The sequence below is a fragment of the Streptomyces sp. NPDC054796 genome (assembly GCF_053611545.1).
In genome coordinates, this window is record NZ_JBSHAO010000039.1 from 33,364 (window position 1) to 55,969 (window position 22,606).

General features: G+C 72.7%; 28 protein-coding genes. 21 read left to right on the forward strand and 7 right to left on the reverse strand.

What is annotated here, in order from left to right; all coding sequences use genetic code 11:
- Positions 1 to 23: 23 nt before the first annotated feature.
- The gene (locus ACWGJ2_RS27660) at positions 24 to 848 is read right to left on the reverse strand and encodes a response regulator transcription factor (RefSeq protein WP_453348966.1); all 825 of its coding nucleotides are present in this window, start codon (positions 846 to 848) and stop codon (positions 24 to 26) included.
- Positions 849 to 1,029: 181 nt separating this feature from the next.
- Here ACWGJ2_RS27660 and ACWGJ2_RS27665 point away from each other — a divergent pair, with 181 nt between their 5' ends.
- The 7 genes from ACWGJ2_RS27665 (at position 1,030) to ACWGJ2_RS27695 (ending at position 5,971) form a co-directional block, all read left to right on the forward strand.
- Complete coding sequence (locus tag ACWGJ2_RS27665; protein ID WP_453348967.1) at positions 1,030 to 2,022, forward strand: alpha/beta hydrolase family protein; 993 nt, start codon at positions 1,030 to 1,032, stop codon at positions 2,020 to 2,022.
- 12 nt (positions 2,023 to 2,034) lie between these two features.
- Entirely contained in the window at positions 2,035 to 2,301 is a 267-nt protein-coding gene (locus ACWGJ2_RS27670; protein WP_453348968.1) for a MoaD/ThiS family protein, read from the forward strand.
- Positions 2,298 to 3,485: a hypothetical protein gene (locus tag ACWGJ2_RS27675; protein WP_453348969.1), complete on the forward strand. Its 1,188-nt coding sequence runs from the start codon at positions 2,298 to 2,300 to the stop codon at positions 3,483 to 3,485. The genes ACWGJ2_RS27670 and ACWGJ2_RS27675 overlap by 4 nt, the downstream gene beginning before the upstream one ends.
- 52 nt (positions 3,486 to 3,537) lie before the next feature.
- A complete protein-coding gene (locus ACWGJ2_RS27680; protein WP_453348970.1) occupies positions 3,538 to 4,248 on the forward strand; it encodes an LmeA family phospholipid-binding protein in 711 nt (236 codons plus the stop codon).
- A gap of 213 nt (positions 4,249 to 4,461) precedes the next feature.
- Positions 4,462 to 4,545 (forward strand): putative leader peptide, encoded by an 84-nt coding sequence (locus tag ACWGJ2_RS27685; RefSeq protein WP_453349018.1) that lies wholly within the window; start codon positions 4,462 to 4,464, stop codon positions 4,543 to 4,545.
- Positions 4,546 to 4,793: 248 nt separating this feature from the next.
- Positions 4,794 to 5,633, forward strand: a complete 840-nt coding sequence (locus ACWGJ2_RS27690; RefSeq protein WP_453348971.1) for a sulfurtransferase — start codon at positions 4,794 to 4,796, stop codon at positions 5,631 to 5,633.
- A 50-nt stretch (positions 5,634 to 5,683) separates the two neighbouring features.
- On the forward strand, positions 5,684 to 5,971 hold the full coding sequence (locus ACWGJ2_RS27695; protein WP_453348972.1) for a DUF1416 domain-containing protein: 288 nt from the start codon (positions 5,684 to 5,686) through the stop codon (positions 5,969 to 5,971).
- Positions 5,972 to 6,071: 100 nt separating this feature from the next.
- On the opposite strand, the gene ACWGJ2_RS27700 is transcribed toward ACWGJ2_RS27695, so the two are convergent.
- On the reverse strand, positions 6,072 to 6,434 hold the full coding sequence (locus ACWGJ2_RS27700) for a DsrE family protein (RefSeq protein WP_453348973.1): 363 nt from the start codon (positions 6,432 to 6,434) through the stop codon (positions 6,072 to 6,074).
- Between the two features lie 300 nt (positions 6,435 to 6,734).
- Between ACWGJ2_RS27700 and ACWGJ2_RS27705 the strand changes: the two genes are divergently transcribed.
- The 6 genes from ACWGJ2_RS27705 (at position 6,735) to ygfZ (ending at position 12,031) form a co-directional block, all read left to right on the forward strand.
- Positions 6,735 to 7,298 (forward strand): FABP family protein, encoded by a 564-nt coding sequence (locus tag ACWGJ2_RS27705; protein ID WP_453348974.1) that lies wholly within the window; start codon positions 6,735 to 6,737, stop codon positions 7,296 to 7,298.
- Positions 7,299 to 7,511: 213 nt separating this feature from the next.
- On the forward strand, positions 7,512 to 8,639 hold the full coding sequence (locus ACWGJ2_RS27710) for a FecCD family ABC transporter permease (protein WP_453348975.1): 1,128 nt from the start codon (positions 7,512 to 7,514) through the stop codon (positions 8,637 to 8,639).
- A 3-nt stretch (positions 8,640 to 8,642) separates the two neighbouring features.
- A complete protein-coding gene (locus ACWGJ2_RS27715) occupies positions 8,643 to 9,419 on the forward strand; it encodes an ABC transporter ATP-binding protein (protein WP_453348976.1) in 777 nt (258 codons plus the stop codon).
- A gap of 15 nt (positions 9,420 to 9,434) precedes the next feature.
- The gene (locus ACWGJ2_RS27720) at positions 9,435 to 10,487 is read left to right on the forward strand and encodes an ABC transporter substrate-binding protein (protein WP_453348977.1); all 1,053 of its coding nucleotides are present in this window, start codon (positions 9,435 to 9,437) and stop codon (positions 10,485 to 10,487) included.
- A gap of 25 nt (positions 10,488 to 10,512) precedes the next feature.
- Positions 10,513 to 10,983, forward strand: coding sequence for a Fur family transcriptional regulator (locus ACWGJ2_RS27725; protein WP_453348978.1), 471 nt, complete (start codon positions 10,513 to 10,515; stop codon positions 10,981 to 10,983).
- A gap of 70 nt (positions 10,984 to 11,053) precedes the next feature.
- Positions 11,054 to 12,031 (forward strand): CAF17-like 4Fe-4S cluster assembly/insertion protein YgfZ, encoded by a 978-nt coding sequence (gene ygfZ, locus ACWGJ2_RS27730; protein ID WP_453348979.1) that lies wholly within the window; start codon positions 11,054 to 11,056, stop codon positions 12,029 to 12,031.
- A gap of 31 nt (positions 12,032 to 12,062) precedes the next feature.
- Here ygfZ and dtd read toward each other — a convergent pair whose 3' ends face one another.
- The gene (dtd, locus tag ACWGJ2_RS27735) at positions 12,063 to 12,488 is read right to left on the reverse strand and encodes a D-aminoacyl-tRNA deacylase (protein WP_453348980.1); all 426 of its coding nucleotides are present in this window, start codon (positions 12,486 to 12,488) and stop codon (positions 12,063 to 12,065) included.
- A gap of 484 nt (positions 12,489 to 12,972) precedes the next feature.
- Between dtd and ACWGJ2_RS27740 the strand changes: the two genes are divergently transcribed.
- From ACWGJ2_RS27740 to ACWGJ2_RS27750, 3 genes are all read left to right on the forward strand, one after another.
- Complete coding sequence (locus ACWGJ2_RS27740) at positions 12,973 to 13,464, forward strand: RsiG family protein (protein WP_453349019.1); 492 nt, start codon at positions 12,973 to 12,975, stop codon at positions 13,462 to 13,464.
- Between the two features lie 160 nt (positions 13,465 to 13,624).
- The gene (locus ACWGJ2_RS27745; RefSeq protein ID WP_453348981.1) at positions 13,625 to 14,617 is read left to right on the forward strand and encodes an asparaginase; all 993 of its coding nucleotides are present in this window, start codon (positions 13,625 to 13,627) and stop codon (positions 14,615 to 14,617) included.
- Positions 14,618 to 14,686: 69 nt separating this feature from the next.
- On the forward strand, positions 14,687 to 15,952 hold the full coding sequence (locus ACWGJ2_RS27750; RefSeq protein ID WP_453348982.1) for a GNAT family N-acetyltransferase: 1,266 nt from the start codon (positions 14,687 to 14,689) through the stop codon (positions 15,950 to 15,952).
- 55 nt (positions 15,953 to 16,007) lie between these two features.
- Here the strand turns inward: ACWGJ2_RS27750 and ACWGJ2_RS27755 are convergent, their stop codons facing one another.
- Complete coding sequence (locus tag ACWGJ2_RS27755) at positions 16,008 to 16,184, reverse strand: hypothetical protein (RefSeq protein ID WP_453348983.1); 177 nt, start codon at positions 16,182 to 16,184, stop codon at positions 16,008 to 16,010.
- A gap of 255 nt (positions 16,185 to 16,439) precedes the next feature.
- On the opposite strand from ACWGJ2_RS27755, the gene ACWGJ2_RS27760 reads away from it, so the two are divergent.
- The 3 genes from ACWGJ2_RS27760 (at position 16,440) to ACWGJ2_RS27770 (ending at position 18,715) form a co-directional block, all read left to right on the forward strand.
- Complete coding sequence (locus tag ACWGJ2_RS27760) at positions 16,440 to 17,315, forward strand: winged helix-turn-helix domain-containing protein (protein WP_453348984.1); 876 nt, start codon at positions 16,440 to 16,442, stop codon at positions 17,313 to 17,315.
- A gap of 90 nt (positions 17,316 to 17,405) precedes the next feature.
- Positions 17,406 to 18,122: an HAD family hydrolase gene (locus tag ACWGJ2_RS27765; protein ID WP_453348985.1), complete on the forward strand. Its 717-nt coding sequence runs from the start codon at positions 17,406 to 17,408 to the stop codon at positions 18,120 to 18,122.
- Positions 18,123 to 18,295: 173 nt separating this feature from the next.
- Positions 18,296 to 18,715: an ankyrin repeat domain-containing protein gene (locus tag ACWGJ2_RS27770; RefSeq protein ID WP_453348986.1), complete on the forward strand. Its 420-nt coding sequence runs from the start codon at positions 18,296 to 18,298 to the stop codon at positions 18,713 to 18,715.
- A gap of 74 nt (positions 18,716 to 18,789) precedes the next feature.
- On the opposite strand, the gene ACWGJ2_RS27775 is transcribed toward ACWGJ2_RS27770, so the two are convergent.
- A complete protein-coding gene (locus ACWGJ2_RS27775) occupies positions 18,790 to 20,034 on the reverse strand; it encodes a MerR family transcriptional regulator (protein ID WP_453348987.1) in 1,245 nt (414 codons plus the stop codon).
- Positions 20,035 to 20,118: 84 nt separating this feature from the next.
- Complete coding sequence (locus ACWGJ2_RS27780; RefSeq protein ID WP_453348988.1) at positions 20,119 to 20,865, reverse strand: class I SAM-dependent methyltransferase; 747 nt, start codon at positions 20,863 to 20,865, stop codon at positions 20,119 to 20,121.
- Positions 20,866 to 20,948: 83 nt separating this feature from the next.
- Between ACWGJ2_RS27780 and ACWGJ2_RS27785 the strand changes: the two genes are divergently transcribed.
- Complete coding sequence (locus ACWGJ2_RS27785; protein ID WP_453348989.1) at positions 20,949 to 21,200, forward strand: type II toxin-antitoxin system Phd/YefM family antitoxin; 252 nt, start codon at positions 20,949 to 20,951, stop codon at positions 21,198 to 21,200.
- Complete coding sequence (locus ACWGJ2_RS27790; RefSeq protein WP_453348990.1) at positions 21,197 to 21,448, forward strand: type II toxin-antitoxin system RelE family toxin; 252 nt, start codon at positions 21,197 to 21,199, stop codon at positions 21,446 to 21,448. The genes ACWGJ2_RS27785 and ACWGJ2_RS27790 overlap by 4 nt, the downstream gene beginning before the upstream one ends.
- Positions 21,449 to 21,641: 193 nt before the next feature.
- Here ACWGJ2_RS27790 and ACWGJ2_RS27795 read toward each other — a convergent pair whose 3' ends face one another.
- Positions 21,642 to 22,490, reverse strand: coding sequence for an NAD(P)H-binding protein (locus ACWGJ2_RS27795; protein ID WP_453348991.1), 849 nt, complete (start codon positions 22,488 to 22,490; stop codon positions 21,642 to 21,644).
- Positions 22,491 to 22,606: the final 116 nt, after the last annotated feature.

Here is a 22,606-nt window from a genome sequence, read left to right on the forward strand (position 1 = left end):
GGCGGCAGTCTACGCGGGCAGCGTCACCCCTCCGTCTGCCGTGAGGTGGAGATCCGCGAACCCCGCGCGGTGCCGCGCGCGCCCTCGTCCACGGCTTCCCTCGCGACCTGAGTGGCCGCCTCGGTGATCGCCTTGGCGTCGGCCTTCGCCTTCTTCTCCTCGGCCGACTTCTCGCCCTTCTCCGGCGAGACGAAGCGGTAGCCGACGTTCCGGACGGTGCCGATCAGCGACTCGTGCTCGGGCCCGAGCTTCGCACGCAGGCGCCGTACGTGCACATCGACGGTGCGGGTGCCGCCGAAGTAGTCGTAGCCCCACACCTCCTGGAGGAGCTGGGCGCGGGTGAAGACCCGGCCCGGGTGCTGCGCCAGGTACTTCAGCAGCTCGAACTCCTTGAAGGTCAGGTCCAGGACCCGGCCCTTGAGCTTGGCGCTGTAGGTGGCCTCGTCGACGGACAGGTCGCCGTTGCGGATCTCCATCGGGCTGTCGTCCGTGGCGATCTGCTGCCGGCCCGTGGCCAGCCGCAGCCGCGCCTCGACCTCGGCGGGGCCCGCGGTGTCGAGCAGCACGTCGTCCACGCCCCAGTCGGCGGTGACGGCGGCGAGCCCGCCCTCGGTGACGATGAGGACGAGGGGACAGCCGGGGCCCGTGGAGCGCAGCAGCTGGCAGAGCGAGCGGACCTGCGGGAGGTCGCGGCGCCCGTCGATGAGGATGACGTCGGCACCCGGGGTGTCGACGAGAGCCGGCCCCTCGGCGGGGGCCACACGCACGTTGTGCAGCAGCAGGCCGAGCGCGGGGAGGACTTCGGTGGAGGGCTGGAGAGCGTTCGTCAGCAGGAGTAGCGAGCTCACGTCTGAGTTCCTTCCTCAGTCCCGGTGAGGACGTATGGCGGCACTGCTTCGTACGGCTTGGCTTGTGTCTCCTGAAAGCGCGTCGCGCACTCCCGTAGGGGCGTGCGGCGGGCTCTTGAAAGCACAAAAGGACCCGGGGGCGGCGCTGCCCGGATCCTTCTGACACAGCAGAATAGCCGAGATGAGCGGCGGAATGGAGTGTGAGATCGCTCGCGCGGGCGCTTCGGCGGTCACGCGACGTGACCCCGGTGGCACGCTGCGCGCGACACTGAGCGCGGCTGACGGGGTGCCGATCGAGGCGGCGTACACGCCGTGCGGGGCGGGCGCGGCGCCTTACGCGACGGTCCTCGCGCACGGTTTCACGGGCGCGCTGGAGCGGCCCGCGCTGCGCCGCGCCGCCGCCGTGCTGGCCCGTCACTCGGCCGTCGTCACCTTCTCCTTCCGTGGCCACGGCGGCTCGGGCGGGCGCTCGACGGTCGGCGACCGCGAGGTGCTGGACCTGGCCGCCGCCGTGCGCTGGGCCCGCTCGCTGGGCCACGGGCACGTGGTCACGGTGGGCTTCTCGATGGGCGGCTCCGTGGTGCTGCGGCACGGGGCGCTGTACCGCCCGGACCGCACGGACGGCGACGCGGATGACAACACAGCGTGCGCGGATCTGTATACGAAGCATGGGGGGCGCGCGGGGGCGCACGACGGAGCACTTGTCCATATGCCGGACATGGAGCCGCTGAGCGCGCACGCCGACGCCGTCGTCTCCGTCAGCGCCCCGGCCCGCTGGTACTACCGGGGCACGGCGCCCATGCGGCGGCTGCACTGGGCGATCCAGCGCCCCGTGGGCAGGCTCGTCTCGCGGTACGGGCTGCGCACCCGCGTGCATCCCCACGACTGGGACCCGGTGCCGCTCTCCCCCGTGGCGGCGGCGCCGCTGATCTCGCCCGCGCCGCTGCTCGTCGTGCACGGCGACCGCGACCCGTACTTCCCGCTCGACCACCCCCGCTCCCTCGCGGCGGCGGCCGATCCTGAGCGCTCGGAGCTGTGGATCGAGCCCGGCTTCGGGCACGCGGAGAACGCGGCGGACCCCGCGCTGCTGCACCGGATCGGGTCATGGGCGGGTGCGCGGTGCCGGGAGCCCGGCGCGGCACGTCATCATGGGAGCCGCAACGCAGACGGCTGAGAGGGACCGACCATGGCGAGTGGCACGATCCGTTACTGGGCGGCGGCCAAGGCCGCAGCCGGGATCGCGGAGGAGCGATACGACGCCATGACGCTCGCCGAGGCGCTCGACGGCGCCCGCGAGCGGCACATGGAGCGGCCCGACTTCGCCCGCGTCCTGCTGCGCTGCTCGTATCTGGTGGACGGCGACCCCGTGGGCACCCGCGCCCACGACACGGTCCGGCTGGCCGAGGGCGGCACCGTCGAGGTGCTCCCGCCGTTCGCCGGGGGCTCCGTATGAGCGACCAGCAGGGATACGGGTACGGGCAGGGCCACGGGCAGCAGTACGGGGACGGCTACGGGCAGGGGTACGAGGGGTACGGGCAGCAGCCGTACGAGCAGCAGGCCCCCGTCGACCCGTACGCACAACAGGGGCCGCACGGCGCCTACGGGCCTCCGGCCGACCCGTACGGCCAGGGCGGCTACGGCCAGCAGTACGGCGCCGGGGCGCTGCCGCCCGAGCAGGGCGCGGCCGAGCGGGGCGGCCGGCCGGTGACCACGACGGCCCCCGGCGGGGTGCACGGGCTTCCCCCGGAGCAGGGCTACGGGCAGGGGTACGGATACGGGCAGGGACCGGCGTACGGGGACACCACGGCGTACGGCGACGGCGCCGTCCCGCCGCCCACACCGCCCGGCGACGCCGCACAGGACGCGCGCGGCGCCCAGGACACACCGGCCGCACAGGGCGCGCCCCGTCGCGAGGGGTCGCCGATCATCGCGCCGGGGCTCCAGCCCGCCGCGCTCACCGCCGTGCTGAGCCTGCTGCTCGCCGTCGCCGCGCCGCTGGGCAGCGTGCCGCTGGCGGTCGCCGTCGTGCTGCTCCAGGCCGTCACGGCTGCGGGCTGGTTCCGGCTCAACGGGATGTGGCCCGCGCGGCAGGGCATCGCGCTCGCCTTCCTCGGGGGCGTGGTCACCGACGTCGGGCTGCTGGTCGCCGACGAGGACCAGGCGCCCACCGTGGTCATCGGCACCCTCGGCGTCTGGTGCGTCCTCACCCTGCTGCTGCACCTGCGCAACCGTTCGGGGGCCGACGAGCGCCTCTACGCGCTCACCGCGGGCATCACGACCACCGCGCTCACCGTCGTCGCCGCAGGCCACCTCGTGGCGGCGCCCGAGGCGGTCACCACGGGCGCCGCCGGCGTCGCCGCGGCGACGCTCGCCCGCGCGCTGCCGCTGCCCTCCGTCGTCTCCCTCGTCGTCGCGCTGCTCGCGGCGGCCGGTGTGGGCGTGGCGGTCGGCGGGCTGACGGGGCTCGGCACGGCGGGCGCGCTGGTCGGCGTGGTGGCGGGGGCCTGCGCCCTGGCCGGGCTGCGGGTGGCCAGCTACGACTTCCCGTCGCGCTTCGTCCACATGACCGCGGGCGTGGCCCTGCCGCTGACGCTCGCGGCGCCCGCCGTGCATCTCCTCGGCCGGGCCCTGGGCTGACAGCGGTCGCGTTAGGCTCGCGGCACGTCGACTGCATGGGGGAAAGAACGCTATGCGCGCACTTCGCATACTGCTGGTCTTCCTGGTGATCTTCGCGGTGCTCTTCGTCGCCGCCGACCGCATCGCGCTCAAGCTCGCCGAGGACGAGGCGGCCGAGCGCGTCAGGAGTGCCCAGGGTGTCGCGGAGGCCGGTGACGCCTCCGTGGACGTCCAGGGCTTCCCGTTCCTCACCCAGGTGTTCGCGAAGGAGCTTGACCAGGTCGACGTCACGCTGGACGGGCTCACCGCGCGGGCGGGCGACCGCGAGGTGACCGTCACGAAGATCGACGCGCGGTTGCGGCACGTGAAGCTGGAGAACAACTACTCCTCGGCCGTGGCCCAGGACGCCACGGGCACGGCCCTGATCTCCTACGCGGACCTCTCCAAGGCGGCTGACGAGGGCGTGAAGGTCGGCTGGGGCGGCAAGAACTCCAAGGGCGAGGGACAGGTCGAGGTCACGGCGGGCGTCACCCTGCTGGGCCGCAGCTTCGAGCGCAGCGTCCACAGCACGGTGAGCCTCAAGGACGGCGACACGGTGAAGCTGCACGCCGAGAAGGTGCCGGGTGACGGCATCCCGGGCGTCGAGGACGCGATCCGCAAGAAGATCGACTTCGACCGGACGATCAGCGGCCTGCCCAAGGGCCTGGAGCTGAACCGGGTCGAGGCCACGAAGAAGGGCATCGTGCTGGGCGTGAAGGGCACCGACGTGGAGCTGGCGGGCTGAGGCACCCGACGCCCCAGGCCGGCGTTCCGGCCCGATGTCCCAGTAAGCGAGACGGGCCCGTCCGAGGGCCGACGAACCCAGGCGGCGCGCGGACCCCGCGCGCCGCTTCCGCGTACCGTCGCACGTTTCACCCATCTCAGCATACGAACAAGACCGTCTCAGAATCCGGATCGACGGTGACACGGCCCCTCCCCCGTCCTTACGATCGACCGCATGAAGCGACAGGCGGACCTCACGAAGCGACGGGCAGTCGACCTGTGCCGCGTCGCCGCCATGCTCTGTCGCGCGGCCGGCTGACGGCTGTCCGCCCCAGGCAGGCACCGCACGGCGCGCCCGCGCCCCGCACCCCGTAGCCGCACCGTTCCTGGTGCGCGCGGCGGCGTGCCCCTGGCCGGGCCGGGTGCCGGGCAAGGTGCCGCAGCCGTTTCCTCACCCGCTTCCCGCGCGTACGGCAGCAGTGCGCGCACCCCGAATCTCCGCAGGTACGGGCGCTCCCCCGCCCGTACACACCGCACCCGCCTACCCCGCTCCCGGAGGAGAACAGCATGAGCCGCAGCGACGTCCTGGTAGACGCCGACTGGGTCGAGGCCCGCATCGACGACCCGAAGACGGTCATCGTCGAGGTGGACGAGGACACCTCGGCCTACGACAAGAACCACATCAAGAACGCCGTCCGCATCGACTGGAAGCAGGACCTCCAGGACCCGGTGCGCCGCGACTTCGTCGACCAGGCGGGCTTCGAGAAGCTGCTGTCGGAGAAGGGCATCGCCAACGACGACACCGTCGTCCTCTACGGCGGCAACAACAACTGGTTCGCCTCCTACGCCTACTGGTACTTCAAGCTCTACGGCCACCAGGACGTGAAGCTCCTCGACGGTGGCCGCAAGAAGTGGGAGCTGGACTCCCGCGACCTGGTCGCCGAGGTCCCGACCCGCGCGAAGACCGACTACAAGGCCAAGCCGCAGGACCTGTCGATCCGCGCCTTCCGCGACGAGGTCGTGGACGCGATCGGCACCAAGAACCTCGTCGACGTGCGCTCGCCCGACGAGTTCAGCGGCAAGCTGCTCGCCCCGGCCCACCTCCCGCAGGAGCAGTCGCAGCGTCCCGGCCACGTGCCGAGCGCCCGCAACATCCCGTGGTCGAAGTCGGCCAACGACGACGGCACCTTCAAGTCCGACGAGGAGCTGAAGGAGCTGTACGAGGGCGAGGGCGTGGACCTGTCCAAGGACACCATCGCCTACTGCCGCATCGGTGAGCGCTCCGCGCACAGCTGGTTCGTGCTGCACGAGCTGCTGGGCCAGGAGAACGTCAAGAACTACGACGGCTCCTGGACCGAGTACGGCTCACTCGTCGGCGTGCCCGTCGAGCTCGGCGCCAACGACTGACGGCCGCACCCACCCGGCCGACCCGAACCCACCGAGAGGACCGTAGACGCATGTGCGGAGCGAAGGCAGGCGGCCCGGACGCCTCCACCATCAAGCCCGGCGAGACCACCATCCAGGGCAGCGTGACCCGTGACGGCGAGCCCGTCACCGGCTACGTGCGGCTCCTGGACTCGACCGGCGAGTTCACGGCCGAGGTTCCCACCTCCGCCACAGGCCAGTTCCGCTTCTACGCGGCCGAGGGCACGTGGACGCTGCGCGCCCTGGTGCCCGGCGGCACGGCCGACCGCAAGGTCGTCGCCGAGAAGGGCGGCCTGGCAGAGGTCGCCATCGCGGTCTGACGACCGGCACCGACTGCGGCGAGGGCCGCACCCCCAGGGTTGGACGCCACTGGCTGGGGGTGCGGTCCTCGCCGTGTACGGGGCCCGCATTCCGGGCCGCTCAGTAGACGAGGGCCTGGGTGTCGTCCGCCATCGCCTCGCTGACGAAGACCTGGGCTCCCGCGATGCGCACCCCCTCCAGTACGTCGCCCTCACCGATCCCGCGCCGCTTCGCGCACTGGGTGCACAGCGTGATGCGCCCGCCGGCCCTGATGCCCTCGATCAGCTCGGGCAGCGGCGCCGCGTGCGGCAGCTCGAACTCGGCAGCGCGGCCCGGCAGCGCGAACCACGCCGACTCGCCGGTCAGCCAGAGCGAGACCTCCACGCCGCTCGCCGCGGCGACCGCGGCCACCGTGAACGCCTGCGAGCACCGTTCGGGCGCGTCCGCGCCCGCCGTCACCTTGATCACGAGCTTCTTCGCCATGCGCCGAGCCTACGGCCGGTACGCGGGCGCCCGGCGCGGTCCGCGCCCCGCCGGGAACCTCACAGCGCGACGCGCGCGGGCGACGACTAGACTCGGCCCCGTCCGTAAGACACCACTCTTCGCCCCGCTCAAGGAGAGCCCCCCCGTGCTTGAGGCATTCTTCACCGCACTGATGGTCCTGGTCTGTGTCGGCACCGTGGCCTTCGCCGGTCTCACCCTCAAGAAGCTCTTCCAGGGCCAGCGCTGAGCGACCGGACCACCACCGCACCCCTCGCCCCCTAGAGATCGTCTGAGCCCCTCATGATCGAGATCCCGTCCGACCTCCACCCGGACCTCGTCCCGCTCGCCTTCCTCCTCGGTGACTGGCAGGGCGCCGGTGTCGCCGACTTCCCGGGCATGGACAAGTGCAACTTCGGGCAGGAGGCCAGCTTCCGCCACGACGGCCGCGACTTCCTGGAGTACGTCTCCCACACCTGGGAGCTGGACGCCGAGGGCAACAAGGTCCGTCCCCTGGAGACCGAGACCGGCTACTGGCGGATCGACAAGGAGCGCCAGGTCGAGGTCGTGATGATCCGGGACCAGGGCGTCGCCGAGATCTGGTACGGCGAGATGGCCGAGCAGAAGCCCCAGATCGACCTGGCGACGGACGCCATCGCGCGTACGCCCTCCGCCGGGGAGTACAGCGGCGGCAAGCGGCTCTACGGCTACGTCAAGGGCGACCTCATGTGGGTCGGCGAGAAGTCCACCCCCGAGGTGCCGCTGCGCCCGTACATGTCGGCGCACCTGAAGAAGGCCGTCGACCCGAGCGAGTGGGCCAAGGACCTCAAGGACCTGCCCGACGACGGCATCGCCTTCTTCAAGTAGGCCCGAGCCTTCCCGCGGCCCCCTACATGCGCGCCGCGACGCCGAAGCACGCCAACTCCACAGCCAAGGCACCCCGCGGGGGAAGACCGGTCGAAGTCCGGCGCTGACCCGCAACGGTAGACGGAGCCCTCCCCACGGGGAGGGCCGTGAGCCCGAACACCCGCGAGGCCGCCTAGCTCCTACAACTCGCCGTGGACTGCGAGAAGGGCGCCCGTGACTTCCCCCATACCCGCTTCCCCCGCCACGCCCGCCGCCGAAGGCGGCACCGGCGACGGCGACAGCGACGGCCCGCCCGGCGCCGCGCGCAGACTCCCCGTACCGCCCCTCGTCGCCGCGCTCGGCTGCGCGCTGCTGCTCTCGCTCGTGTGCGCCGTGGCGCTCGGCGCCTCCGGCATCGGCTGGGGCCACTCCGTACGGCTGCTGTACGCGGGCCTGACCGGCGGAGCGCTCGGCGCCGACGAGCGCTCCGCCTACACCGTCGTCTGGGACCTGCGGCTGCCGCGCGCCCTGCTCGCGGCCGTCGTCGGCGCCGGGCTGGCCTCCGTGGGCGTCGCCGTGCAGGCGCTGGTGCGCAACGCGCTCGCCGACCCTTTCGTGCTCGGGATCTCCTCAGGGGCCGCCGTCGGCGCCAACGCCGTGCTCCTCTTCGGCGCGCTCGGCGCCCTCGGGATCTGGGCGCTGTCCGTCTCCGCCTTCGTGTCCGCGCTCGGCGCGATGGCCCTCGTCTACGCGGTGGCCCGCACGGCCCAGGGCCTCACCCCGCTGCGGCTCGTCCTCACGGGCACCGCGATGTACTACGGCTTCTCCGCGCTGACCACGCTCATGGTGTTCGCCGCCGAGCGCGGCGAGGCCGCGCGCTCCGCCATGATGTGGCTGCTGGGCAGCCTCGGCGGCGCGAGCTGGACCTCGCTGCCCATCGCCACGGGCGCGGTCGCCGCCGGGCTCGCGTACCTGCTGCTGTCGGCCCGGCGCCTGAACGCGCTCGCCATGGGCGACGAGACCGCAGCCGCGCTGGGCGTCGACGCGGGGCGGCTGCGCCGGGAACTGTTCCTGCTGGCCGCCGCCGTCACCGGCGCGGTCGTGGCCGTCAGCGGCGCCATCGGCTTCGTCGGCCTGATGGTGCCGCACGCCGTGCGCGTCCTGGTCGGCGCGGACCACCGCCGTGTCCTGGCCGTCGCGCCGCTCGCCGGGGCCGTTCTGCTGGTGTGGGTGGACGTGCTCTCGCGGATCGTCCTGGCGCCCGTCGAACTGCCCGTCGGCGTGCTCACCGCCGTGATCGGCGTCCCCTGCTTCCTGCTGCTGATGCGCCATCGCACCGGATACACCTTCGGAGGTGCGTGAGCCGTGCGCGTCGACATCGAGGGGCTGACGGTCGAGAGGTCAGGGGCCACGCTCGTACGCGAGGTGGACCTGCGCGCCGACGAGGGGGAGCTCGTCGGCCTCGTCGGGCCCAACGGCAGCGGCAAGTCCAGTGTGCTGCGCTGCGTCTACCGCGCCTCGCGGCCCACGTCGGGGACCGTGCGGATCGACGGCGACGACCTGTTCGCGCTCACCCCGCGCGAGGGGGCGCGGCGGCTGGCGGCGCTGCCGCAGGAGCAGGCGGGCGAGTTCGACTTCACCGTCGACGAGATCGTCGCGATGGGCCGCCTCCCCCACCAGCGCGCGGCGGCCCGCACCAGCGAAGCGGACCGCGCGGCCTGCGCCGCCGCGCTGCGCAGGGTCGGCGCCGCGCATCTGGCCGGGCGCGGCTTCCGCACCCTCTCGGGCGGCGAGCGGCAGCGGGTGCTGATCGCCCGCGCGCTCGCGCAGGAGCCCCGCGTCCTCGTCCTGGACGAGCCGACCAACCATCTGGACATCGCCCAGCAGCTGGAGGTCCTCGCGCTGGTGCGGGAGAGCGGGCTCACCGTCCTCACCGCGCTCCACGACCTCAACCTCGCCGCCGTGCACTGCGACCGGCTGCACGTCATCTCGGGCGGCGCGATCGTCGCCTCCGGCGCCCCGCACGACGTGCTGACGCCCGCGCTGCTCGCCGACGTCTTCGGCGTACGGGCGCACCGCGTGCGGCATCCCGAGACGGGCGCCGTGCAGTTGCTGTTCGACCGCCTCCCCTCCGCCATCTGAAGGAGCCCGCGCCCCATGCGTCCCCTGCACTCCTCGCGTCAGCAGACAACAGCCGCTCTCGCTCTCGTCACCCTGGTCACCATCACCGCCTCCGGCTGCGGGGCGAAGATCGCCGAAAACGCCGAGGACGACGGGGCGGGCGGGCGCGTCGAGCCCGTCACCCTCACCAACTGCGGCGAGAAGGTCACCTTCGACCGGCCGCCGGAGCGCGTGGTCACCAACGACGTCGGCATCACCGAGATCATGTTCGCGCTCGGCCTCGCGGACCGGATGGCGGGCTACGCCATGCCGGACGACAAGGGCGACCTCGACGCCGTGCCCTGGAAGGACGGCTACGAGAAGACGAAGTGGCTCTCCAAGAAGCAGCTCAGCCAGGAACTGGTCCTCGACGCCAAGGCCGACCTGGTCTTCGCGGGCTGGGGCTACGGCTTCAACGAGGGCGACGGCTTCACCCCGGCCCGGCTCAAGAAGCTGGGCGTCGACTCGTATCTGCTCACCGAGTCCTGCCGCAACGGCCACGAGGGCGGCGGGGGCGGCAGCAAGGCGCGCGGGGTGATGCCGCCGCTGGAGGCCCTCTACACCGACCTGCGCAACCTCGGGAAGCTCTTCGGGGTCGAGAAGCGCGCCGAGGCCCTGATCGCGCGCTTCTCCGCGCAGGTCGCGGAGGCCCGCGAGAAGGCCCCGAAGGGCGCGGACCGGCCCCGTGTCTTCCTCTACGACGACGGCCGCGACAAGCCGCTGACCTCGGGCCGCTACGCGGGCCCGCACGACATCATCACCAAGGCGGGCGGCGACCACGTGATGAAGGACCTCGACGACACGTGGACGACGGTCGGCTGGGAGACGGTCGTCCAGCGCGACCCTGAGGTCATCGTGATCAACGACTACGGGGACACCAGCGCGGCCCAGAAGGAGAAGTTCCTGAAGTCGTACGCGCCGCTCCGCAACGTCTCCGCGATCAAGAACGACCGCATCTTCACCCTGGACTACGCCGACCTGGTCGAGAGCCCCCGCAACCCCGACGCGATCGCCAGGCTGGCCACGTACCTGCGGAGCGTGAAGAGGTGAGCGGCCGACCTCCTACACTGGGCGTGTGGTAACCACCAACTGGCAGAGCGACCTCCGCGCGCGCGGGTACCGGCTGACCCCGCAGCGCCAGCTCGTGCTGGAGGCCGTGGACAAGCTGGAGCACTCGACGCCGGACGACATCCTCGCCGAGGTGCGGCGCACGGCGGGCGGCGTGAACATCTCCACCGTCTACCGCACCCTTGAACTGCTGGAGGAGCTGGGCCTGGTCTCCCACGCCCACCTCGGGCACGGGGCGCCCACGTACCACCTCGCCGACCGCCACCATCACATGCACCTGGTCTGCCGGGACTGCACGGACGTGATCGAGGCCGATCTGTCCGTGGCCGCGCCCTTCACGGACCAGTTGCGCGAGAAGTTCGGCTTCGAGACGGACATGAAGCACTTCGCGATCTTCGGACGGTGCGGGAAATGCGCGGCGGCGGCGTCTTCGGGCGAGGACGAGGGCGAAGGCGACGGCGGCCGGGCCGAGAAGTAGCCCGGCCGGCGGGAGCGGGAGCGCGAGGGCGCGGGAGCCGTTCGTCGCCGTGCCGTCGTAGGCTGACGGTATGTCCTTCAACAGCCCGCTCCTCAGCCTCCCGGGCGCCGTCGCGGCCGAGGGCCCGGACGAGGGCGTCGCCGCGCACTACGGCGACCTCTTCCGGGAACAGCGCGCGCTCGCCGACGGCACCGGGTTCGTCGATCTCTCCCACCGCGGCGTGATCGCCGTCTCCGGCGAGGACCGCCTCTCCTGGCTGCACCTGCTGCTGACCCAGCACGTCAGCGAGCTGCCCCCGGGCCGCGCGACGGAGGCGCTGATCCTCTCCGCCAACGGGCACGTCGAGCACGCGCTCTATCTCGTCGACGACGGCGAGACGGTGTGGTGCCACACCGAGCCAGGTACCCAGGCCGATCTGATCGCCTACCTGGAGAGCATGCGGTTCTTCTACCGCGTCGAGATCGCCGACCGCACCGAGGAGTACGCGGTCGTGCACCTCCCCGCGGGCTCCATCGTGCAGCCGCCCGAGGGCACGGTCGTCCGCGAGACCCCGCACGGCCGGGACCTGCTCCTCCCCCGCGCCTCCCTCAAGTCCTTCGCCGACGCGGCGGCCCCGGCCATCGGCGTGCTGGCGTACGAGGCGCTGCGCGTCGAGGACCACAGGCCACGGCTCGGCATGGAGACCGATCACCGCACCATCCCGCACGAGCTGGGCTGGCTGGAGACGGCCGTGCACCTCGACAAGGGCTGCTACCGCGGCCAGGAGACCGTGGCGCGCGTCAACAACCTGGGGAAGCCGCCGCGCCGCCTCGTCTTCCTGCACCTGGACGGCAGCGAGGTCCGGATCCCCGTGCACGGCGATCCGGTGCGCCGCGCGGAGGACGGCCCGGAGGGCCGCCCCGTCGGCTTCGTCACCACCTCGGCCCGCCACCACGAGCTGGGACCGATCGCGCTGGCGCTGGTGAAGCGGAACGTGCCGGTGGACGCGCCGCTGATCGCGGGCGAGGACGCGACGGCGGCGGCGCAGGAGGTCGTCGTCGCGCCGTAGCCCCCCAGGGGCCGCGAACCGAAGCCGGAGGCTAGACCTCCACCAGCACCGTGAACGGGCCGTCGTTCGTGAGCGTGACCTTCATGTCCGCGCCGAACCGGCCCGTCGCCACTTCCGCGCCCAAGGCGCGAAGCTGCGCGACGACTTCGTCGACGAGCGGCTCGGCGACGGGTCCGGGGGCCGCCGCGTTCCATGTGGGGCGGCGGCCCTTCCGGGCGTCACCGTAGAGAGTGAACTGGCTGATCACGAGCAGCGGCGCCCCGAGATCCGAGCACGACTTCTCGCCCTCCAGGATCCGCACCGACCACAGCTTGCGGGCGAGTTGCGCCGCTTTGGCCGCCGTGTCGTCGTGCGTGACCCCGACCAGCACACACAGTCCCTCGCCGACGACCTCACCGACGGTCTCGCCGTCCACGACGACGCTCGCACCGTTCACCCTCTGCACCACAGCTCGCATACGGCCATCATGCCGTGCACGCGGCGAAGCCCCGCAAGGGCCGTTCCCTGGCCATTACGGGGGCCGCCGGATGGGTGCCGATCCGCTGCGCGAGAGCCGCCCAGAGTGGCACGATGCGCACACGCGGTGCGTAACACTGTTACCGCGGCAAAAGGGGACGAGGGGACAACAACCCATGAATACAACCGGAGCCGGGAGGACGCCCGGCAGCGTTCCGGGCGCCCGTACGAGCAGGGCCGCCGTCTCGAAGCGGGACGGGTCCGGGCCCGGACCGGGAGCCGGGCCCGAGGAGGTGCCGCGGGCCGGGGGGCCGGAGGCCGACGCGGCGGGGGCCGGGCCCGGCAGCCAGGTACCGGGGCAGGCATCTGGCCAGGTACCGGTACCGGCGTCCGGCACCACGTCCGGCTTCGGCTCCGGCGCCGGTTCCCGCGTCGCGGCACTGCTGCACCCGGCGCCGCAGCACGGCGGCGAACCGTACGACGCGCTGCGCGACCCGGGCCAGCCGGACCTGCACGCGCTGCGCCTGCCCGAGCTGCGGACGCTGCGCAAGGGCGCGCAGCGCGAGGAGGCGGACCTCAGCTACGTCAGGCGCCTGCTCCAGGGGCGCATCGACATCCTGCGGGCCGAGCTGGCGCTGCGTACGTCGCCCAGTTCCCCGCTGATCGACCTCCTGCCGGAGATCCTGACCGACAGCCCGTCCACCCACCGCTCCTCCGCGCGCCACGTGACCCTGGGGACCCCGTACAGCGAGGAGTACCGGCTGCTGGCCGAGGAGATGCTGGCCGAGGTCGAGCTGAGCGATCTCGGGGCGCGGACGGACGACGAGCTGCGGGACGCGATGGGGCGGCTCGTGCGGTACGAGCAGCGGGTCTCCGGGCGTCGGCAGTCGTTGCAGCAGACCGCCGACGGGTGCAGCGCGGAGATCGCCCGCCGCTACCGCGAGGGCGAGGCCCAGGTCGACGACCTGCTCTCCTGAGGTCCGGCTCTCCTGAGGTCAGCGGATCTTCGCCCCGTTGGGAAGGGGACATAGGGGGCGGTTACCGTGAGGGTGACGTACACGTACACCACCCGCACCACAGCCCCCACCCGCGAAGGGACAGCCGCCGCGCAGGGGGTGTCAAGGGAAGGCCGCCCCGATGTCCACCGCCACCCCCGTCATATCCGCAGCGCACGACGGCCGGGCCGCAGCGGCTCCGCCGGTGCTCGCCGAGATCGTCCGCTCGGGCTTCGTCGAGGGCCACCACCGCGGCTCCCTGGTCGTGCTCGCAGCCGACGGCACCCTCGACTGGTCTCTGGGCGACGTCGCGAGCCCGGTCTACCCCCGGTCGTCGAACAAGCCGTTCCAGGCCACGGCCGTGCTCCGCGCCGGTCTCGACCTCTCCGGGGAGCGGCTGGCGCTGGCGGCGGCGAGCCACTCGGGGGAGTCCTTCCACCTGGACCTGGTCCGCGAGATGCTCGCCGAGCACGGCCTGGCCGAGACGGACCTCGGCTGCCCGGCCGATCTGCCCCTCGACCGCGAGGAGGCGGAGCTGTACCTCGCCGCCGGGCACCCCCGCGCCCGTACGACCATGAACTGCTCGGGCAAGCACACCGCCATGCTCGCCGCCTGCCGCGCCAACGGCTGGCCCCTGGACACCTACCTCTCCCCCGAGCACCCCCTCCAGCGCCTCGTGCGCGACAGCCTGGAGTCGCTGGCGGGCGAGCCCGTCGCGCACACGGGCACCGACGGCTGCGGCGCCCCGCTGATGGCGGTGTCGCTGACGGGCCTGGCCCGCGCGTTCCGCGCCCTCGCCCTGGCGCCGTCGACGACGCCCGAGGGCCGCGTCGCAGAGGCCATGCGCGCGCACCCCGAGTACGTGGCGGGGACGCGTCGCCACGACACCTGGCTGATGCGCGAACTGCCGGGCACGGTCTCGAAGATGGGCGCCGAGGCGGTCCAGGCGGTGGCGCTGCCCGACGGGCGTGCCCTCGCCTTCAAGCTCGACGACGGCGGAGCCCGCGCCCTGGGCCCCGTCCTCGCCCGCGCCCTCGCGCGCTGCGGCGTCGAGGCGCCCGTGGTGGCCCGTATCGCCGAGGCGCCGCTGCTGGGCGGCGGCGCGACGGTCGGCGAGGTCAGGGCGGCGTTCTAAGGGGGCCGGCCTTTTCGAGGCCGGGAAAACCCCGTGCGCGGCGCGGAGCCCCCCGCCTAGCGTGACCGCATGACCTTGGACATCCGCACCCTGGCCGCCGCCCCCGACGAGTTCCCCGACTGGCTGCGCGCCGTCGCCACCGGCTTTCTGCGGGTGCCGGACATCTCGCCCGAGGAGGTGACGGTCAGGCGCGCGGACGCCGACCTCACGCGGACCGTGGGCGCTTACGACGACACGTACGGCGGGGGGCGCTGCGTCGCGACGTTCCGCAGCTTCCCGCAGGAGCTGACCGTCCCGGGCGGCGCACGCGTGAACGCGTGCGCCGTCAGCAACGTCACCGTCGCCGCCACGCACAGGCGCCGCGGGCTGCTCACGCGGATGATGGCGCAGGAGCTTCGCGCGGCGAAGGAGCGCGGCGAGGTGATGGCCTCGCTGACCTCCGCCGAGTACCCGATATACGGACGCTACGGCTTCGGGCCCGCCGCCTGGTGCGTCGAGTACGAGGTGGAGTCGGCCCGTACAGGGCTCGATCCCCGCTACTCGGGCCCTGCCGACGGCGGACGCGTCGATCTCGTGGACGGCGCGGAGGTGCGCCGCGTCGCGCCCGAGCTGTACGACAGGTTCCGCGCCCAGCCGCACCGGCAGGGCGTCATCGAGCGCGGCACGTCGTGGTGGCGGCGGCACACGGGCCTCGACCGCTTCGAAGGCGACGGCTTCACGCCCCGGTTCCACGCCCTGTACCGCGACGCGGACGGCGTGCCGCAGGGCCTCGCCGCGTACACCGTCGACGACCACTGGGAGGCCAAGCTCCCGGAGGAGACGGCCACAGTGCTCTCGCTGTTCGGGACGACCCCGGCCGCCGAGCGGGCCCTGTGGCTCTTCCTGCTGTCCATGGACTGGGTCTCCCGCGTCCGTACGGGCCTGCGCGCCCCCGACGACGTCCTCCCCCTCCTCGTCCCCGACCCCCGCGCGGCCCGCATCAAGGCCCGGTCCGACTTCCTGTGGCTGCGCCCCCTGGACGTGCCCGCGATGCTGGAGGCGCGCGCCTACCCCGTCACCGGCACGCTGGTACTGGACCTGCGCGACGAGGCGGGGCTCGCCGGTGGCCGCTACCGGCTGGAGGCGGGGCCCGAGGGCGCGAAGTGTGTGGAGACGCGCGAGGACGCCGACCTCTCGATGGAGATCGGCGAGCTGGGGACGCTGTATCTGGGCGACGAGTCCGCGACCCGGCTCGTGGCCCTGGACCGCGTCGAGGAGCACGGGGAGGGCGCCGCGACGACGGCCGACGTGCTGTTCCGCACGGCCAGGCGGCCGTGGTGCCCGGACGTGTTCTGACGGCGAACCACCCTCGCCCGCCCCTCCCCTCCGGGGGCGGGTGAGGACGGCCCGGTCAGACGAGCAGCATCGTCAGCACGACCGCGCCGACGCAGCTGCACGTCACGTTCCTGGCCTTCACACCGACGGTCAGCAGGCAGAGCCCGATGACCCCGACAGCGCCGAAGTGCCACTCGATGAGCTGCTCGAATCCGACGATGACGGCGGCGAGAGCGAGAGCGAACAGAGGCATGGCGTTCCCCTCCTTCGGAAGGCGCGGAAGACGCGGTGAAGGTGCGAGCGGTGCGTAGGCCGGCCCATACGCCGTCGGACGGGCGGGGAGCGGAGGGAAGGACGCGGGCCCTGCCGCGGGACCACTTGGCGGACTTGGCCACCATCTCGATCCGGTTGACTCCAACTCACTTACCAACATTCCCAGTTGGCGACAACTCAAAAACAGTTGGCGAACAACTCTGCGGTATTGTCCGGAAGTTGTAACGTCGTAGGTGTGACAGAGAAGAGCGCCCCACCGAATGGCAGGCCGCCCCACGAAATGGTCGCCGCCACCCTCCGTGAGCGCATCAGGGCGGGCGATCTGACCGAGGGCACCCGCCTTCCCACCCAGAAGCACCTGGTCAGCGAGTTCGACGTCAACCGCACCGTCGTACGGCAGGCACTGGAGACCCTCAAGCGCGAGGGCTTCCTGACGGACACGGGGCGCGGCGCGCCACCGACCGTAGCCGTGCCCGTCACGCAGTCCGAGGCCCCGCAGACCTCGGGCACGGAGCTGTCCGAACGCCTGTACGAGGCGTTCCGCGCCAAGCACGTCACGATTGACTCGTTCTCGCTCACCACGGAGACGTTCAACAGCGCGCTCTCGGGCGCACGCCTGGGCGTCTTCGACCGCGAGCTGACGCCGGAGTCGGTCACGGTCCGCGTGATCGTCCCGAGCCCGACGGCCCGCCTCGCCATCCCCCGCCTCATCGACGACCCCGACGACCCACGGGTCGTCGAGCGCCTGCACGAGTTGCAGCGCACCTGGACGAACGCGCTCAGGCTGAGCCTGGAGGGGCTGCGGGACCGCGGGCACATCGCCGAGGTGTCGTGCGAGATACGGACCGTGGCCGCCACACCGCTGCACAAGCTCTATCTGCTCAACCGCACCGAGGCGCTGATGGGCTACTACCGCGTGCTGGAACAGCAGGTCACGCACCAGGGCGAGCAGCTCGACATCTTCGACGTGCTCGGCATCGACGCGAACCTGTACCGCTCGTCGTCCGGTCCCGACTGCCGCGACGAGCAGGAGGCGAGCTTCGTCAAGGACTCGCAGCAGTGGTTCAACTCCCTGTGGGACCACATCTCCGAGCCGTTCCCGGCCCACTAGGCGTGTTGTCCGGGGGTGTCGCCCGCGTCCTGTACGTGAGCCCCGCGCCAGCAGATAGTTGTACCCCCTGTCGGCTAACCGAGGAACGCGATGCGTGATCTCATCGGCCCCGCGAAGTGCGTGATCTTCGACTTCGACGGCCCCCTCTGCCACCTGTTCCACCGCTTCCCCGCGCCCGGTGTCGCGGACCGCCTGCGCGAACTGATCCCCGCGGCCCACCCCGGAAACGGCTCCCTCTCCTCAGACGCCCCCTTCTCCGACGTCGACGACCCGTACGTCATCCTCCAGCGGGCCTTCGCCGACCCCGCCTCCGTCGCCGACGGCACGGCGCACGCCGTCGAGCGCGCGCTGACCCGCGAGGAGGTGCGGGCCGCGTCGCACGCGTATCCGACCCCGTACGCCGACAGCCTCGTGCGCACGCTCAGCTCGACGGGCAGGCGGCTGGCCGTCGCCACCAACAACGCACAGCAGGCGGTGGAGCGCTATCTGGAGACGCGGCTGACCGGCGCGCTGTTCGCCGGGCACGTCCACGGGCGCTGCGCGGACGCCGGGCTACGGCTGAAGCCGGATCCGGACTGCCTCGTACGGGCACTGGAGTCGACGGGCGTGGCGCCCGGTGACGCGCTGATGATCGGCGACGCGCCGCGCGACCTGGCGGCGGCCCGCGCCGCAGGGGTGTCCTTCCTCGGCTACGGGCGCAACGAGCGCAAGGCGGCGGCGCTGCGCGCTGCGGGCCTGGAGGCGGAGGACATGGTGGACTCGCTGCGGTCCGTGCTGAAGTGCGTCGATCCCGGCGCGCACGTGTGAGGTGAGGCGGGACGGGGCGAGGTGGGGCGGGGTGGGGCGGGGTGCGGTTCGCAGACGTGGGCACGCGGTGCACCGTACGTAAGGTGGTCGGCGCACCCCGCGCACCCGCGTTCCGTGCGCTCCACGCGCTCCACGCGACCGAGCAACCTCGCACACGAGGAGGACGATCAGCGATGACCGACGCCCCCACCCCCGAGACGAACGAGCCCGCGCACGACCCCGAGGTGCTGGAGCTGGCCCAGAAGATCTTCGACCTGGCGCGGCACGGCGACACCGACACGGTCGCCGCCTACGTCGACGCGGGCGTCCCCGCGAACCTCACCAACGACAAGGGCGACTCCCTTATCATGCTCGCCGCCTACCACGGCCACGCCGCGACCGTGAGCGCGCTGCTGGCCCGGGGCGCCGACGCGAACCGCGCCAACGACCGGGGGCAGACCCCGCTCGCGGGCGCGGTCTTCAAGGGCGAGGACGAGGTCGTACGGGCGCTCCTCGCGGGCGGCGCCGATCCGCGCGAGGGGCAGCCGTCCGCGGTGGACACGGCCCGGATGTTCGAGAAGCGGGAGCTGCTGGAGCTTTTCGGCGCCGAGTGACCCGCCGGGGGCCTGGGGTGCCGGAACCCTTTGGGGGCTCCGGCACCGGGCGGATCACGTCGCGCCACGCCACGTCACCCGGCCGACATCTCCGGGCTCCGCTCCCGTACGTCGGCGACCACGCAGCTCACGTTGTCGGGGCCACCGGAGTCGCGGGCCAGCGCGACGAGTTCGCGCACCGCGGCGCCGGGGTCCCCGACCGTCGTGACCACCCGGCGGATCTCGTCCGCCGGGACGACGGCGGACAGCCCGTCGGAGCAGAGCAGGTAGCGGTCGCCGGGCCGCGCCTCGTGCAGGCGCAGGTCGGGGGTGGAGTCCGCGTCCCGGGCCAGGGCGCGTGCCAGCAGCGCCCGCTGGGGGTGCGACGCGGCCTCGTCCGCGCCGATGCGGCCCTCGTCGGCCATCGCCTGCACGAGGGTGTGGTCGTGGGTGATCTGGAACAGCTCCCCGTCCCGCAGCAGATGGGCACGGGTGTCCCCGATGTGGACGAGGGCCAGCTGGGAGCCGGTCCAGAGCATGGCGGTCAGCGTCGTGCCCGCCCCAAGGGGCCCCTGCTCCTGCCCCTGCCCCTGCCCCTGCCCCTGCTCATGGCTGCCGGACGCGGTCGCGGTCGCCGTCGCGTCGTGCACGGCGCGGCCCGCCTCCTCGACGGCGTCCTCCAGCGCGTTGAGGAGGCCGCCCGCGGGCACGCCGTCCGTCTCCAGCCGCTTGAGCGCCTCGACCGCCGCCGCGCTCGCGGGCGCCCCCGCGGGTCCGTACCCGTCGGCGACGGCGAGCAGCCGGGAGCCCGCGTAGGCGGTGTCCTGGTTGCTCTCGCGGACGAGACCGGGGTCGGAGAGCGCGGCGTAGCGGATCTCCATGGGAGGCGTGGTGCCGGGGCTGTCCTGGTTGCCAGGGCTGTTCGGGTTGCTCGGGTGGCTCGGGTGGCTCGGGTTCACGGCGGGGTCCTTCCTGGACAAGTGGTCGACGAGGAAGGCGGCGAGGTCCCGTCGCGCGGCGGTCTCCGTCTCGACGCGCGCCCAGTACGCGCGCACCTCCTGGGCCGCGGCACCGGGCCCGGCGTCCGAGCCCGTGTCCGGACCCGCCTCCTGGCCCTCCGCCAGCGCGCACACCTGGCGGATACGGGCGAGCGGCATCCCCAGGCGCCGGAGCCAGGCCACCAGCCGGGCGCGCTCCAACTGCGCGGGGGCGTAGTGGCGGTAGCCGGTCGACGGGTCGACGTGGACGGGCTCCAGCAGCCCGAGTTCGTCGTAGAGACGCAGCGCCTTCGGCGAGAGCCGGGACGCCTTGGCGAAAGCGCCGATGGTCAGCAGCTCCATGCCCGCCCCTCCCTCCTCGTGCCCTCCTCGTGCCGGGCACGCCGCCCGGCGCTCCCGATGCTGTGGCCTCCCCCAAGGTGAAGGTCAACGGCCCGGCCGGGGGTCCGGCCTGCGCGCGAGGAAGACGAACTCCAGCCCCGGCCGGTCGGGCGCGTCACGGACGTCCTCCACCACATACCCGTGCGCGGTCAGCTCCGCCTCGACCTCCTCCCGCCCGCGGAAGCGCAGCGTCGAGTCCGACGTCAGCACCTGCCCGTCGGCGTCGAACACGTAGGTCGAGCGGAACGTCACCAGCGGCCCGTCCACCTCGGTCACCTCCACCCAGTGCTCGACGGCACCCACGCCCGGCACCTCGGCCACGCCGTACGTGGCCGCACGGGTCCACCCCTCCCAGGCGCGCCGCGCCGGGTCCCGGGTCTCGAACACCAGGTGCCCGCCCGGCCGGAGCGCCTCATAGGCCCCGCTCAGCGCGCGCCGCCACGCCCGCGGGTCGGCGACGGCCTGGGCGACGTTCCCCGTCATCGTCGCGAGGTCGGCCCGCAGGCCCGGCGGCAGCGCCGTCACCTCGCCGTGGACCCAGCGCACCCGCTCGCCGCCGGGCTTGCGCCGGGCCACGTCGAGAGAGGCCCGCGCGGGATCGACCCCGACCACCTCCGCCCCGCGCCCGGCCAGCAACAGCGCGAACACACCCGTCCCGCATCCGATGTCCAGCACCCGCCGCGCCCCGTGCTCCTCCGCCACCCGCAGATACGCGTCGAGATCGCGCCGGTCGGCCTCGACGGCGTCATAGACGGCGGCGAGCCGCGGATCCCCGTACTGCTCATCAGCCATGCGCCGAAGCTACGCGCCCGAAGTCTGTGCGGCGATGAAGCCTGAACGTGCACACAAGATTAATCCTCTGCCATCATGTGGGCATGACTGAGATCACCATCAGCAAGGCCCGCTCCGAACTCGGCGATTTGGTGCGCCGCGCCGCCCACAGCCGGGAGACCATCGCCCTCACCGACCACGGCCATGTGGCCGCGCTGCTCGTCTCGCCCCAGGTCATAGAGGATCTCGAAGACTCCCTCGCCATCGCCGAGCGTGAACGTCGCAAGGCGGAGGGCGCCCTGGGTGGAGGCATGTCGCACGAGGAGGTCGGACGACTGCTGGGGCTGCGTCCGTGACCTACAGCATCATCTGGGAGCCAGCGGCGACGAACGCCGCCGTACGCTTCCTGAAGGACGACCCCAAGGGCCTGGCCGCCCTGTACGAGGCCGTCGACCTCCTCGCCGAGGATCCCCGCCCTGCCAACTCCTCACCATACGGAAGCGTTTACCGGCGTCTCCGGGCCAGCGACTATCGAGCGCTCTACGTCATCGATGACGACGTGATCCGCATCCTCGTCACCCACGTCGGCCGCGCGTCGCACTGAGCCCGCGCCCCCTGACCGACCTGTCGAGAGCCGGAACGGCCGCGACGCCATCGCCACCACCCCCGGATCACAGTCCAGCCGCATGAGCTGACCGAGTTCCACCCACGCGTCGGCCATGTGCAACGAGCCGTGACCGAGTGCTCGTGTCCGCCCTGCTGAACCTTGCCGTGGCCCGCTCGGCGGTGTCCGGCTCTCACCCGTGTGCTGACAGAACGTCGCGGAGAGCGAGAGGGGCGCGGCCGGTCAGCTGGGTGTAGTCGTTTCGGACTCGGTCCCAGCGCTGCTCGCGCACCGAGGCGAACATGGACGAAAAGGCGTAGAGCCACCAGGGATCCAGGCCGGTCGCCGCCGTCTCGGCACAGTACGTGTCAGCCGGGATGTCCACGTAAACGACAGGCGTCTTCCATGCCTCCGCCGAGATCGAGGCGATGCCCGCCAGGTCCACCGACTCGGGTCCCGTGATGTCATGGTGACGGCCGGTCGGCTCACCCACCGCGAGCGCGGCGAGGGCGCGCGCCACGTCGTCGCGCGCCACCAGGGAGACCCTGCCATCCGCTGCCGGAAGCCGCAGCAGCCCGGTGGCGCGCGCCTCGGTGAGCCAGGCTTGGAAGAACTCGATGTAGAGCGAAGCCCTGGCGAACGAGCACGGGACGCCGGTAGCCAGAAGCAGATCCTCGGTGAGCCGGTTGACCACGGCATAGCAGAACGGGGACGCCATGTCGGCGTCGACGCTGCTCAGCGCCGCGACATGGCCGACGCCCTCGGCCGCCACGGCGGCGACGACGTTGCGGTGGTGCAGCAGCACCCGTGCATCGGGCCCGTCACTGGAGACGAAGACCAGAGTGTCCACGCCCTTCAGCGCCGCACGCAGCGCCGGCGGATCGGCGTAGTCGGCGACGGCGACCTCCACTTGCGGCGGCAACGCCTCGGCAGGCAGCCTCCTCCTGGTCATCGCTACGACGTCCACGTCGGCCCGGCCCGCGAGCAACTGCACCACCCGCCCGCCCAGCCTGCCCGCCGCCCCCGTCACCGCGATGCGCATCGATGCCCCCGTCGCCTTGTCACCAGTCGTACAACCGTAGGCCGCCAAGCGCGGCAGCGGCTCAGAAAGAGCGAGACAGGCCACACATGACCGTCGTGGCCGTGTTCGGCCAGTTG

Excerpts from the sequence above, each read along its gene's own strand:
- ACWGJ2_RS27685 (WP_453349018.1), top strand. The coding sequence starts at position 4,462 with ATGAAGCGACAGGCGGACCTCACGAAGCGACGGGCAGTCGACCTGTGC.
- ACWGJ2_RS27670 (WP_453348968.1), top strand. The coding sequence starts at position 2,035 with ATGGCGAGTGGCACGATCCGTTACTGGGCGGCGGCCAAGGCCGCAGCC.
- ACWGJ2_RS27795 (WP_453348991.1), bottom strand. The coding sequence starts at position 22,490 with ATGCGCATCGCGGTGACGGGGGCGGCGGGCAGGCTGGGCGGGCGGGTG.
- ACWGJ2_RS27785 (WP_453348989.1), top strand. The coding sequence starts at position 20,949 with ATGACTGAGATCACCATCAGCAAGGCCCGCTCCGAACTCGGCGATTTG.
- ACWGJ2_RS27745 (WP_453348981.1), top strand. The coding sequence starts at position 13,625 with ATGTCCACCGCCACCCCCGTCATATCCGCAGCGCACGACGGCCGGGCC.
- ACWGJ2_RS27755 (WP_453348983.1), bottom strand. The coding sequence starts at position 16,184 with ATGCCTCTGTTCGCTCTCGCTCTCGCCGCCGTCATCGTCGGATTCGAG.
- dtd (WP_453348980.1), bottom strand. The coding sequence starts at position 12,488 with ATGCGAGCTGTGGTGCAGAGGGTGAACGGTGCGAGCGTCGTCGTGGAC.
- ACWGJ2_RS27770 (WP_453348986.1), top strand. The coding sequence starts at position 18,296 with ATGACCGACGCCCCCACCCCCGAGACGAACGAGCCCGCGCACGACCCC.
- ACWGJ2_RS27765 (WP_453348985.1), top strand. The coding sequence starts at position 17,406 with ATGCGTGATCTCATCGGCCCCGCGAAGTGCGTGATCTTCGACTTCGAC.
- ygfZ (WP_453348979.1), top strand. The coding sequence starts at position 11,054 with ATGTCCTTCAACAGCCCGCTCCTCAGCCTCCCGGGCGCCGTCGCGGCC.
- ACWGJ2_RS27690 (WP_453348971.1), top strand. The coding sequence starts at position 4,794 with ATGAGCCGCAGCGACGTCCTGGTAGACGCCGACTGGGTCGAGGCCCGC.
- ACWGJ2_RS27680 (WP_453348970.1), top strand. The coding sequence starts at position 3,538 with ATGCGCGCACTTCGCATACTGCTGGTCTTCCTGGTGATCTTCGCGGTG.
- ACWGJ2_RS27695 (WP_453348972.1), top strand. The coding sequence starts at position 5,684 with ATGTGCGGAGCGAAGGCAGGCGGCCCGGACGCCTCCACCATCAAGCCC.
- ACWGJ2_RS27775 (WP_453348987.1), bottom strand. The coding sequence starts at position 20,034 with ATGGAGCTGCTGACCATCGGCGCTTTCGCCAAGGCGTCCCGGCTCTCG.
- ACWGJ2_RS27665 (WP_453348967.1), top strand. The coding sequence starts at position 1,030 with ATGAGCGGCGGAATGGAGTGTGAGATCGCTCGCGCGGGCGCTTCGGCG.
- ACWGJ2_RS27780 (WP_453348988.1), bottom strand. The coding sequence starts at position 20,865 with ATGGCTGATGAGCAGTACGGGGATCCGCGGCTCGCCGCCGTCTATGAC.
- ACWGJ2_RS27700 (WP_453348973.1), bottom strand. The coding sequence starts at position 6,434 with ATGGCGAAGAAGCTCGTGATCAAGGTGACGGCGGGCGCGGACGCGCCC.
- ACWGJ2_RS27675 (WP_453348969.1), top strand. The coding sequence starts at position 2,298 with ATGAGCGACCAGCAGGGATACGGGTACGGGCAGGGCCACGGGCAGCAG.
- ACWGJ2_RS27720 (WP_453348977.1), top strand. The coding sequence starts at position 9,435 with ATGCGTCCCCTGCACTCCTCGCGTCAGCAGACAACAGCCGCTCTCGCT.
- ACWGJ2_RS27750 (WP_453348982.1), top strand. The coding sequence starts at position 14,687 with ATGACCTTGGACATCCGCACCCTGGCCGCCGCCCCCGACGAGTTCCCC.
- ACWGJ2_RS27705 (WP_453348974.1), top strand. The coding sequence starts at position 6,735 with ATGATCGAGATCCCGTCCGACCTCCACCCGGACCTCGTCCCGCTCGCC.